The sequence below is a fragment of the Rugosibacter aromaticivorans genome (assembly GCF_000934545.1).
Classification (GTDB): domain Bacteria; phylum Pseudomonadota; class Gammaproteobacteria; order Burkholderiales; family Rhodocyclaceae; genus Rugosibacter; species Rugosibacter aromaticivorans.
The window spans coordinates 2,896,447-2,907,269 of the sequence record NZ_CP010554.1 but is presented as its reverse complement, the minus strand read 5'-3'; the positions used below and the strand labels follow the sequence as shown (position 1 = coordinate 2,907,269).

Sequence of the window (10,823 nt, the reverse complement as noted above, 5' to 3'; positions counted from 1 at the left end):
GTTAATTTTTTTGCAGAAGCGCGTAAAAAAAGCCGTCATGGTCGGCATGGGGCAAAAGCTGCACGGAAGGCGCGCCATCAATGGCTAGGCGCTGGGCATCGGCATGACGGCCGATAAACGCGGCCACCTGTTCTTCATTTTCAGCAGCAAATAAAGAACAGGTGGCATAGAGCATTTTGCCACCGCTAGCGAGTGTGTGCCAGAGGGCGTCAAGAATGCGGACTTGCGTGACAGCGAAACCCTCGATATCGCTGACGCGACGGAGCCATTTGGCATCTGGATGACGCCGCACGACGCCAGAGGCTGAGCAGGGGACATCGGCCAGAATGCGATCAAACGGCTGGCCATTCCACCAGATGGTGGGCGTGCGAGCGTCACCCGTGCACACGCGAACATTGTCCGAGAGCAAGCCGAGGCGGACAAGGTTTTCCGTGATTCGTGCGGCGCGTGCGGCGTCGGCGTCAAGCGCGAGCAGTTGCAGGTCGGCGAGCTCAAGTAGATGCGCAGCCTTGCCGCCAGGTGCAGCGCACGCATCCAGCACCCGCTGGCCGGGATGCACATCCAGCAGCAGTGCAGCACGCTGGGCACCGGCGTCTTGCACTGAGCACAGGCCTTCGTGAAAGCCGGGGATTTGTTCTATCGGCACGGGCTTATCGAGTTGCCATGCCGCGTCGCCCACGGCGTGCGTGGTTAATCCGGCGGCTGTGAGTTGCGCTGAAAAGTCGGCGCTGGTGATACGGCGCTGATTGACTCGCAGCGTCATGGGAGGGTGCGTATTGTTGGCAGCAAGAATGGCTTGCCAGTGGTGCGGATGATCTTTTTTCAGTCGCGTGATCCACCAGGCTGGGTGCTGGTGGTGCGCTACGGGGTTTTCTTTTGCACGCGCTAGTAGTTCATCTTGACGGCGTAAAAAGTTGCGTAGCACGCCATTTACCAAGCCTTTGAAATTACCTGCGGCCAAACGCGATGCCACAGTGACGGCTTGATCCACAATCGCGTAGGCGTGTTCCGGGCGAGCTTCCAGACGATTGAGTGTAATTAACAACAAGCAGCGTATCTGCACATCAGCTACAGGTTTATTCATCAATTGCGCAAGAAAAAAATCCTCACGGCCAAAGCTACGCAAGGTGGAATAGGCCAAATCCATCACTGCCGCGCGCAAGGGGCCGGTGAGCGGGGTTTTGGTAAGTGCGGTTTCGGCAAGTGCGGCATCCAGCGTGCGGCCGGAAAGGACAGCGGCCAAGAGATCAGCCGCGCCCAGGAGGGCTGCCGCAAGAGGGGCAGAGCGGGAAGCTTGTTCAGTCATGACAGTAGTCTACCGTGGCAGGCTATCGCCATGGCTTTCTTTGCGCTTGGCAAATGTTGCACCCATGCAACATGGGCCGCAACGACTACAGCACTACAGCACCAAGGCACGCAAGCGTGCAATGCGCTCTTCGGTTGCCGGGTGGGTCGAAAACAATCCGCGCAAACCACCGCCAGAGAGCGGATTCATGATCATCATCTGTGCAGTTTCCGGGTGTGCGTCTGCCGTTGCCATTGGAATGCCACGCGCGTAGGAATCGATTTTTGCCAGCGCGTCAGCGAGTGCTAAAGGTTCGCCAGAAATTTCAGCGCCACCACGATCCGCCTCAAATTCACGCGCACGCGAAATCGCCATTTGAATCAGGCTGGCCGCCAAGGGGGCCAGGATCATCACCAGAATGCCGACCAGCGGATTGGTTGAACGTCCCGAGGAGTCGCGGTTGCCAAAGAACATGGCAAAATTGGCCAGCATCGAAATCGCCCCCGCCATGGTGGCGCTGATCGTGGAAATCAAAATGTCGCGGTGCTTCACATGCGTCAGCTCGTGCGCCATGACGCCGCGCAACTCACGCGCCGAGAGCAGGTTCAAAATACCGGACGTCGCGGCAACGGCAGCATGTTCGGGGTTGCGTCCCGTGGCAAAGGCATTCGGCTGCGCCTCGTCGATCAGATAGACGCGCGGCATGGGCAATTCGGCGCGCGCCGCGAGTTCTTTCACCATGTTGTACAAATAAGGCGAGCTGGCCTCATCGACTTCTTGCGCGTTATACATGCGCAGCACCATTTTGTCAGAGAACCAGTAAGAAAAGACATTCATCGCGCCGCCCAGCAACAGCGCCAGCAACATGCCTTGCGCGCCACCCAGCATAGCGCCAATGGCACCGAACAAGGCTGTAATTCCCGCCATCAGAATCGATGTTTTTAACCAGTTGCCGAACATGTGTTTCACTCCTGCGTAGTCACAATGGATTCCAGCTTTCAAGCTATCCAAGGTACCCAAGAACAGATGGGGGTACAGCGGACGCTGATTGTATTGCCTGTATTTAGATCGGAGCGGGTAAAGAAAATTCAATCCTCAGCACATGATTTTCGCTCCATTTTCATCTTGATGTGGGTGTCATTCCCAATTTTCGTTACATTTTTGCGCTACATCGCGCTACCATTGCATCGCGGAAGGTCAGCATTATGAACCGCGTGCAGAGTACGCTATCTTTAACTATTACAATCTCAGGGAGGATCGTCTGATGTCTATCATTTTTCAATCGTTGAGCCGGACAGTGATTGCCGGTATTGTGATACTTGCCCTGCTGCTGTTTTTTGTGGGCAATGGGCTAACCAATGGTGTCGCGCACGCCATCGGCTTGCGTTGGTTGCATGTAGGCAGTGGGGTGATGTGGATTGGTTTGCTTTGGTATTTCAATTTTGTGCAAATCCCGTCCATGCCGAAAATTCCGGATGAGCAAAAGCCCGCCATCAGTAAAGTGATTGCCCCCGCCGCGTTGTTCTGGTTCCGTTGGTCGGCGCTGGCAACGGTGGTGACGGGTCTGCTGGTTGCTTGGAATGCCCATTATCTGGTGCAGGCACTGACTCTGGCCGATCCGGCGCGCACGATTGGTATTGGTATGTGGCTGGCGCTGCTGATGGCGTTCAATGTCTGGTTCATCATTTGGCCGAATCAGAAAAAAGCGCTGGGCATTGTGGTGGTCGAAGCGGCTGAAAAAGCCAAGGCAGCACGCATGGCCATGCTGACGTCGCGCTTTAACACGATGCTGTCTGTCGCCATGCTGTACTGCATGGTCGCCCAGCAAAACGGCGGCCTGTAAAACGCTGCCGAGGTTGCTAAACCGCCTAAGGCCCGCCGCATGGCGGGCTTTTTTATTCCGGAAACTTTATTCTAAAAGCAGTGGGCTGCCGCGTAAAAAGTCGGCGCTGGTGAGACGGCGGCCACCGGGTTTTTGCAGCTCGATTAAGCGTAAAGCGCCGTGGCTGGCTGCGATGACGATGCCATCTGCATCCGCCGCAAGAATCTGGCCGGGGCTGCCGCAGCCCTCCACTGCTTCTGCACGCCATACCTTGATGAGTTCGCCGGCCAGCGGCAGGGTGGCACCGGGAAAGGGATTGAAGGCGCGGATTTTGCGCGCCAGCACATCGGCTGGCTGTGTCCAGTCTAGCTGCGCTTCGGCTTTGCTGATTTTTGCGGCATAGGTTGTGCCCGTTGCGGACTGAGGTTTGGGCGTCAGCGCATCACGTTGCGCCAGCGCGGCGACGATCAGGCGTGCACCGAGCGTGGACAGCCGGTCATGCAGCTCGCCCGCCGTCTCCTCAGCGCCGATTTCCAGTTTTTCTGCCAGCAGCATGGCGCCGGTATCCAGCCCGGCCTCCATTTGCATGATGGTCACGCCGGCCTCTTTATCCCCCGCTTCGATGGCGCGCTGAATCGGTGCCGCACCGCGCCAGCGCGGCAAGAGCGAGGCGTGAATATTGAGGCAGCCGTGGCGCGGAATATCCAGCACGGCTTGCGGCAGAATCAGACCATAGGCGACCACTACCATCACGTCAGCAAAGGCGGCGCGCATCGGTTCATGCGTGGCCGGGTCTTTCAGGCGTTCGGGTTGAAACACCGGCAGGCTGTGCGCGAGGGCCAGTTGTTTAACTGCTGAAGGCTGTAGCTGCAAGCCCCGCCCAGCAGGTCGATCGGGCTGAGTGAGCACTAGCGGCACGTCGTGTCCGGCCGCGAGTATGGCCGCCAGCGCCTGTGCGGCAAAATCCGGCGTGCCGGCGAAAATTATCCGCATTACAGCGTGGCCCGCGCTTGCTTGACGAGTTTTTCCTTGATGCGCTGTTGTTTGAGACGGGAAAGATAGTCAACGAACACCTTGCCATTCAGATGGTCAATTTCATGCTGAATGCACACCGCCAATAAGCCGTCTGCGGCGAGCTCGAAGGCTTGGCCGTCTAGCCCCAATGCTTTGACGGTGACTTCTTCGGCACGGGTGACCGATTCGTAAATGCCGGGCACTGATAAGCAGCCTTCTTCACTTTCGCAGGCACCCGATTTATCAATTATTTCCGGGTTGATAAAAACCTGCAATTTGGATTTGCTATCGGTGACATCAATGACAATCAGGCGAATATGATGATCTACCTGTGTTGCCGCAAGACCAATGCCGGGTGCGGCATACATGGTTTCTGCCATGTTGGCGGCTAGCTTGCGAATGCGATCGTCAATCGAGGTGATCGGGGTCGCTTTTTTGTGCAAGCGCGGGTCGGGATAACGCAAAATGGGTAATAAGGCCATGAAAAAACTCTTGAAAGAATTGATACCGGAAGAATTGTCGGGCAGAATCGGGCGAATTAAACGGTACCCTAAGACATATCCCTGTTCCAGACACCCGGCCGGAGGTCATACCATGCATCGCATTATATCTGTCCTACTCTGTTGTATTTCAACCACCTTAGTCTACGCCCAGCCTACCGAATCGCTGGCGCTTGCTGACGGTGCGCCAGAGCGGTACACCGTGGTGCGCGGGGATACGCTGTGGGGATTGTCGTCCAAATACCTGAAAGACCCTTACCGCTGGCCAGCATTATGGAGAATGAATGCGCAAGAGGTTAAAAATCCACACTGGATTTATCCGGGCCAGATTTTGGTGCTGGATAAAAGCGGGCGTGAACCACGGTTGACGATCGCTACCGGGAAAACTGAAAAACTATCGCCACGTGAGTATATCGAGCCTGCAAACAAGGCGATTCCGGCGATTCCTCCGCAAGACATTGAGCCTTTTTTATCGCAGCCTTTGGTGGTTGATAAAGCCAGCATGGAGGGCGCGCTACGCGTGATTGGCTTGCAGGATAATCGAGTTATTGCCGGTGCCGGCGATACGATTTACACAACATCGGCAGCGGCGGCTACCGGTTCGGCGGCTACGGGGCCTACGTGGCAAGTGTTTCGCGCGGGCAAACCCCTCAATGATCCCGAGACAAAAGAAACGCTGGGTTTTGAGGCGCTGTATATCGGCACTGCGCGTATGACGACGCAAGGCGAAGTGACGTCCTTTCGCTTGCTGACGACAAAAGAAGAAGTACTCGCTGGCGATTTGTTGTTGCCTGCCCCACGGATGGATGTGGTGAGCTATACCCCGCATGCCCCTGAGCAAGTGATTAAAGCGCGGGTGTTGTCAATTTATGGCGGGGTTTATTATGGTGGGCCGCAAGCGGTGGTAGTCTTGAATCGGGGAAAAAAAGACGGTATTGAGGCGGGCCATGTGCTGGTGATAGACAAGGCGGGCGTTACGTTGGATGACCGTTATCAAGGCGAGAAAAAAACCTACACCTTGCCCGATGCACGCAATGGCCTGGTGTTTGTTTTCCGTGTCTTTGATCGTGTCGCCTATGCTTTGGTGATGAGTGCGCAACAGCCCGTGGTCGTTGGCGACGCGGCGCATACGCCCTGAACATCACGTCATATTTCCTGTGGGCTACACGATGAATGAAGTGGAGCGTGTGGCGCTGGCGAGCTGGCTGCGCTTAACGCATGTGCCCGGCGTGGGTAATGGCGCGCGGAGGGCATTGCTCAAGGCGTTTGGGTTGCCTGGAGCAATTTTCGCTGCCAGCCATGCAGCACTTGCTGCTGTGGTGGGACCTGCGTTAGCCGAGCGGGTGCAAAGCCCTGAGCCAACGGCGGCTATTGAGGCGGCGCTGGCGTGGGTCGAGCAGCCAGGTAATCATCTACTCACCCTGGCAGACGCGGAATATCCGCCCAGCTTATTAACAGCGGACGACCCTCCGTTAGTGCTGTACGTGCGCGGGCGTTTGGAACTGCTTGCGCAGCCCATGTTTGCCGTGGTCGGTAGCCGCAACGCCACCGCACAAGGCGAGCGCGACGCCGAGGCGTTTGCAGCGGCCTTAGGCCAGGCTGGACTGACGGTGGTAAGCGGGTTGGCGTTAGGGATTGACGCCGCTGCGCACCGGGGTGGTCTAAGCACGACGGCCGGAACGGTGGCGATCATCGGCACGGGGGCTGATCGCTTGTATCCGGCGCGTAATGAAGCGTTGGCCCGCGAAATTGTGGCAAACGGGGTGATTTTGAGTGAATTTGCGTTGGGTACGCCCGCGCTGGCGGCCAACTTTCCACGCCGTAATCGGCTGATCGCTGGCCTGGGGTTGGGCTGTCTGGTGGTTGAAGCCGCGCCTAAAAGCGGTTCGCTCATTACCGCACGTCTAGCGGCTGAAGCTGGGCGTGACGTGTTTGCCATTCCCGGTTCGATCCACTCGCCCCTCGCACGCGGATGCCACCAATTGATTCGTCAAGGCGCGAAACTGGTTGAATCAGCGCAGGACATTCTGGAAGAGTTGCGCTGGAGCCGCACGCCAACTGAAAAAGCCGGCACCCCAAGGGTATTTCCCTCGGGGCGGGCTGGTGAGACGGCGATAAAAGCAAATGAAAGCGAAGAGCAGGTGCTTACTTTATTGGGCCGCACACCCTGTGATCTGGACACCTTGGCCACCCGCAGTGACTTGACGCCGGCGGCACTTCTTGCCATCCTGTTACCATTGGAACTTGTCGGCCGTGTTGCGCAGCTGCCCGGCGGCCTCTATCAGCGATTGGACTGACACCATGATGGAAATCCTTGTTTACCTCTTTGAAAACTATCTTCCCGACACCTGCCCACCGGCTGGCGTGTTGGCGAAAAGGCTCTCGGCCGCTGGCTTTGAGACCGACGACATCAGTGCGGCCCTATCATGGATGGATGGCCTGGCGGCTGAGCATCAGGCATCGTGCGACTCGCCCGCCGCAGGGTCGATCCGAATTTATGACGAGGAAGAGCAAGCGCGCTTGTCGACCGAATGCCGTGGGTTTATCAGCTTTCTTGAACAGTGTGCCGCGATTGATGCCCCGCTGCGTGAAGCCATCATTGAGCGCGCGCTGGCCTTGCCAGACAATGAAATCAGCCTGGACCGCTTCAAGATTGTCGTGCTCGCCATGATTTGGCGCACACGGCATGAAGTCGATGCTTTGGTCTTAGAAGAGCTCTTGGCAGAAGAGGTTGATGAGGCCGATCTGGAGATTGGCGAAGACGTTACCCGCATCCTGCTTAACTAACACCGCTTGCGTGATGTTACGAGCCGCGCTTATGATGCGCCGCTCTTGATACGCGTCGCCTACAGATATGACCAAGCAACTTATCATCGCCGAGAAACCTTCCGTCGCCCAGGATATCGCCAAGGCATTGGGCGGCATGGGTGAAAAATTCGAGCGCACGGGGGACTATTTCGAGAGCGAAAACTATGTGCTCTCTTCGGCCATCGGCCATTTGCTGGAACTGGTTGTACCGGAAGAATATGAGGTCAAGCGCGGCAAATGGAGCTTTGCGCATTTGCCTGCGATTCCGCCCCATTTTGCACTGAACCCGATTGAGCGCACCCAGGAACGGTTAAAGCTGTTGACGCGCCTGATCAGGCGCAAGGATGTCACGGGTCTCGTTAATGCCTGTGATGCGGGACGCGAAGGCGAACTGATTTTCCGTTACGTTGTCCAGCATGCGTTGGGCGAGAAGCAAAAGCCGGTGCGTCGGCTGTGGCTGCAATCGATGACGCCGACAGCGATCCGCGATGGCTTCGCGCATCTGCGCACTGACGCCGAAATGCGACCACTGGCCGATGCCGCGCGTTGCCGTTCGGAAGCCGACTGGCTGATCGGCATCAATGGCACGCGCGCCATGACGGCGTTCAACTCGAAGGAAGGTGGTTTCTACAAGACACCCGTCGGCCGTGTGCAAACGCCCACGCTGGCCATCATGGTCGAGCGCGAGCGCCGCATTAAAAGTTTCATTTCGCGCGACTATTGGGAAGTGGAGGCGGAATTTCAATGTGTGGCTGGTACCTATCGTGGCCGCTGGATCGACGAGAAATTCAAAAAAGAAGACGATGAACACGCTCGCGCTGAACGCTTGTGGGCGCAAGCACGCGCTGACGCCATCCGCACCAAATGCCTGGGTCAGCACGGGATGGTCGAAGAGGAAAGCAAACCCAAGACCGAAGCCTGCCCGATGCTTTACGATCTGACTTCGCTGCAGCGCGAAGCCAACAGTCGTTTTGGCATCTCAGCAAAAAACACCCTGGGCCTGGCGCAAGCGTTGTACGAAAAGCACAAGGCGCTGACTTATCCGCGGACCGACAGCCGCCATCTGCCTGAAGATTATCTGGGCACCGTCAAGGAAACGCTGGGTTCAATGGCCGAGACGTCCTACGCGCCCTTTGCTGGCATGATTTTGAAAAGCGGTTGGGTGCACCCGAACAAACGCATTTTCAACAATGCGAAAGTATCCGATCACTTTGCCATTATTCCTACTGGCACGGTGCCGAAAACGCTCTCGGAACCCGAGCAGAAAATTTACGATCTGGTCACCAAACGCTTTCTCGCCATTTTTTATCCAGCCGCTGAATACAACATCACTACGCGCATGACGCGTGTTGAAAATGAAGTCTTCAAGACCGAAGGCAAAGTGCTGATAACGCCGGGCTGGCTTGCCGTGTATGGCAAAGAGTCGCAGGAAGATGATGAGAATCCAAACCTGCCGCCGCTGGAAAAGAACGAGCGCGTCTGGGCCAAGGATGTCGAAGTCAAAGCCAAAACCACCCAGCCGCCGCCACGTTTTTCAGAGGCCACGCTGCTCACCGCGATGGAAGGCGCCGGCAAGCTGATCGAAGACGAAGAGCTGCGTGAAGCCATGGCCGAACGCGGCCTGGGCACACCAGCAACGCGCGCGGCGACCATCGAAGGCTTGATTGCGGAGGAATACATTCACCGCAATGGCCGCGAATTGCAGCCGACGGCGAAGGCTTCATCGTTGTTATTCGCGCTGGAAAATCTCGGTGTCGATGAAATCCGCTCGCCTGAGCTAACCGGCGAATGGGAACACAAACTGCGTGAGATGGAACATGGCCGCTTGCCACGTGATGAGTTCATGAGCCATATCATGGACAAGACGCGCGAGATGGTCGAGCGCATCAAGACCGGCGAGCTGCCTGATGCCGCTTTTTCAACGCTGAAAACTCCCTGCCCCAAATGCGGTGGTGTGATTCAGGAGAACTACAAAAAATTTCAGTGCAAATCTTGCGATTACAGCCTGTGGAAGGTCGTCGCCAGCCGCCAGTGGGAACCTGAGGAGATGGATGAACTCCTCAGCCGCCGCGTCATCGGCCCGCTACAAGGCTTTCGCAGCAAGATGGGGCGGGCTTTCGCGGCGATGATCAAACTCAAGGAGGATCACACGCCTGAATTCGATTTCGGCCAGTCGGATGCTGAGGCCGACGAAGCGGTGGATTTCTCCGGCCAGGAGTCACTGGGCGCTTGCCCCAAATGTGCGGCGCGCGTGTTTGAACACGGCATGGCGTATGTCTGCGAAAAAGCCGTGGGTGCGGCGAAGAGTTGCGATTTCCGTTCCGGCAAGGTGATCCTGCAACAGGAAATTGCGCGGGAAGAAATGCAAAAGTTGCTGGAAACCGGCAAGACCAGCTTGCTCAGGGGATTTATTTCCAACAAGACGCGGCGCAAGTTTTCTGCCTTTTTGATGCGTGACGCCGCCACCGGCAAGGTGAGTTTCGAGTTCGAGCCGCGTGTAGCGAAAGCGGGAGCGAAGCCGGCGACAAAGCCCGCTGCAAAGCCCGCGGAGAAAATCGCCGCAAAAGTCGGCGCGGGTGAGACGGCGGCAAAGCCGGTTAAAGCCAAGGCCAAGGCCAGTGCCGCGAAAAAGACTCCAGCAACCAAGCGCGCCACCAGGAAGACGTAGTGATTCCAGCCACGGCGCAGGCGGTTCTCGATTTCTGGTTTCTGCCTGCGAGTGACCGTGACCATAACCGCTACCGTGCCGAATGGTTCCGCAAAGATGTTGTCTTCGACGCGGCGATTCGCGCAGGCTTTTCAGCGGATGTTGAAGCGGCGCTAACTGGGCAGCGGCATTCGGCGGATGCCTCTGAGGAGCAGCTCGCACACATCCTGTTACTTGACCAATTCACGCGCAACATTTTTCGCAATACGCCACGTGCGTTTGCGGGGGACGCGCAAGCGCTGGCGCTGGCAAACGCGCTGGTGGGCAATGGCCGTGATCTGGCCTTGCCGCCGTTCATGCGCTGGTTCGCTTATTTACCTTTCGAGCACAGCGAATCGCTGGCCGATCAGGAGCGCGCTGTCGTTCTCTTCACTCGTCTGCACGCTGATGCGTCAATTACCACGGACGCTGCTGATTCTGCGTCGTTTGCTGCCGCATTCGCTGTCGCGCTTGATTATGCGATTCGGCACCGAGATGCCATCGCGCGCTTCGGCCGCTTTCCGCATCGCAATGCCATCCTCGGGCGCGTCTCGACGACTGAAGAGCTTGAATTTCTCAAGCAACCCGGCTCATCGTTCTGATGCCGTGGCATGCCTGCGGGCAGCGCCAGTTTGCATGGCGCGTGTATGCCCTCACTGGCGTAAGGGTTCACGTGGCACGTGGCGAGGGTTTATACTTAGCAGTCTC

The 10,823-nt window shown here is 57.2% G+C and carries 10 protein-coding genes; 6 read left to right on the top strand and 4 right to left on the bottom strand.

Annotation, left to right across the window (positions count from 1 at the left end; all coding sequences use genetic code 11):
• Nucleotide 1: 1 nt before the first annotated feature.
• Nucleotides 2–1,306 carry a 16S rRNA (cytosine(967)-C(5))-methyltransferase RsmB gene (gene rsmB, locus PG1C_RS14370; RefSeq protein ID WP_202635396.1) on the bottom strand — a complete coding sequence of 435 codons (1,305 nt, stop codon included), beginning with the start codon at nt 1,304–1,306 and terminating at the stop codon, nt 2–4.
• Nucleotides 1,307–1,399: 93 nt separating this feature from the next.
• Nucleotides 1,400–2,245, bottom strand: a complete 846-nt coding sequence (htpX, locus tag PG1C_RS14365) for a zinc metalloprotease HtpX (protein ID WP_202635395.1) — start codon at nt 2,243–2,245, stop codon at nt 1,400–1,402.
• Between the two features lie 304 nt (nt 2,246–2,549).
• Here htpX and PG1C_RS14360 point away from each other — a divergent pair, with 304 nt between their 5' ends.
• Nucleotides 2,550–3,128, top strand: a complete 579-nt coding sequence (locus tag PG1C_RS14360; protein ID WP_202635394.1) for a urate hydroxylase PuuD — start codon at nt 2,550–2,552, stop codon at nt 3,126–3,128.
• 66 nt (nt 3,129–3,194) lie between these two features.
• Here the strand turns inward: PG1C_RS14360 and fmt are convergent, their stop codons facing one another.
• Nucleotides 3,195–4,100 (bottom strand): methionyl-tRNA formyltransferase, encoded by a 906-nt coding sequence (gene fmt / locus PG1C_RS14355; protein ID WP_202635393.1) that lies wholly within the window; start codon nt 4,098–4,100, stop codon nt 3,195–3,197.
• Nucleotides 4,100–4,603 carry a peptide deformylase gene (def, locus tag PG1C_RS14350; RefSeq protein WP_202635392.1) on the bottom strand — a complete coding sequence of 168 codons (504 nt, stop codon included), beginning with the start codon at nt 4,601–4,603 and terminating at the stop codon, nt 4,100–4,102. The genes fmt and def overlap by 1 nt, the downstream gene beginning before the upstream one ends.
• Nucleotides 4,604–4,715: 112 nt before the next feature.
• Here def and PG1C_RS14345 point away from each other — a divergent pair, with 112 nt between their 5' ends.
• The 5 genes from PG1C_RS14345 (at nt 4,716) to PG1C_RS14325 (ending at nt 10,717) form a co-directional block, all read left to right on the top strand.
• Nucleotides 4,716–5,759, top strand: a complete 1,044-nt coding sequence (locus PG1C_RS14345) for a LysM peptidoglycan-binding domain-containing protein (protein ID WP_202635391.1) — start codon at nt 4,716–4,718, stop codon at nt 5,757–5,759.
• Complete coding sequence (dprA, locus tag PG1C_RS14340; protein WP_348539346.1) at nt 5,713–6,918, top strand: DNA-processing protein DprA; 1,206 nt, start codon at nt 5,713–5,715, stop codon at nt 6,916–6,918. The genes PG1C_RS14345 and dprA overlap by 47 nt, the downstream gene beginning before the upstream one ends.
• A gap of 4 nt (nt 6,919–6,922) precedes the next feature.
• On the top strand, nt 6,923–7,408 hold the full coding sequence (locus PG1C_RS14335) for a Smg family protein (protein WP_202635390.1): 486 nt from the start codon (nt 6,923–6,925) through the stop codon (nt 7,406–7,408).
• Nucleotides 7,409–7,475: 67 nt separating this feature from the next.
• Complete coding sequence (locus tag PG1C_RS14330) at nt 7,476–10,097, top strand: DNA topoisomerase III (RefSeq protein ID WP_202635389.1); 2,622 nt, start codon at nt 7,476–7,478, stop codon at nt 10,095–10,097.
• Nucleotides 10,097–10,717 carry a DUF924 family protein gene (locus PG1C_RS14325; RefSeq protein ID WP_237218227.1) on the top strand — a complete coding sequence of 207 codons (621 nt, stop codon included), beginning with the start codon at nt 10,097–10,099 and terminating at the stop codon, nt 10,715–10,717. The genes PG1C_RS14330 and PG1C_RS14325 overlap by 1 nt, the downstream gene beginning before the upstream one ends.
• The last annotated feature ends 106 nt before the right edge of the window (nt 10,718–10,823 follow it).

What these genes read in the sequence shown, in the direction of transcription:
- rsmB (WP_202635396.1), bottom strand. Translation starts at nt 1,306, where the DNA reads ATGACTGAACAAGCTTCCCGCTCTGCCCCTCTTGCGGCAGCCCTCCTG.
- fmt (WP_202635393.1), bottom strand. Translation starts at nt 4,100, where the DNA reads ATGCGGATAATTTTCGCCGGCACGCCGGATTTTGCCGCACAGGCGCTG.
- htpX (WP_202635395.1), bottom strand. Translation starts at nt 2,245, where the DNA reads ATGTTCGGCAACTGGTTAAAAACATCGATTCTGATGGCGGGAATTACA.
- PG1C_RS14330 (WP_202635389.1), top strand. Translation starts at nt 7,476, where the DNA reads ATGACCAAGCAACTTATCATCGCCGAGAAACCTTCCGTCGCCCAGGAT.
- def (WP_202635392.1), bottom strand. Translation starts at nt 4,603, where the DNA reads ATGGCCTTATTACCCATTTTGCGTTATCCCGACCCGCGCTTGCACAAA.
- PG1C_RS14345 (WP_202635391.1), top strand. Translation starts at nt 4,716, where the DNA reads ATGCATCGCATTATATCTGTCCTACTCTGTTGTATTTCAACCACCTTA.
- PG1C_RS14360 (WP_202635394.1), top strand. Translation starts at nt 2,550, where the DNA reads ATGTCTATCATTTTTCAATCGTTGAGCCGGACAGTGATTGCCGGTATT.
- PG1C_RS14335 (WP_202635390.1), top strand. Translation starts at nt 6,923, where the DNA reads ATGATGGAAATCCTTGTTTACCTCTTTGAAAACTATCTTCCCGACACC.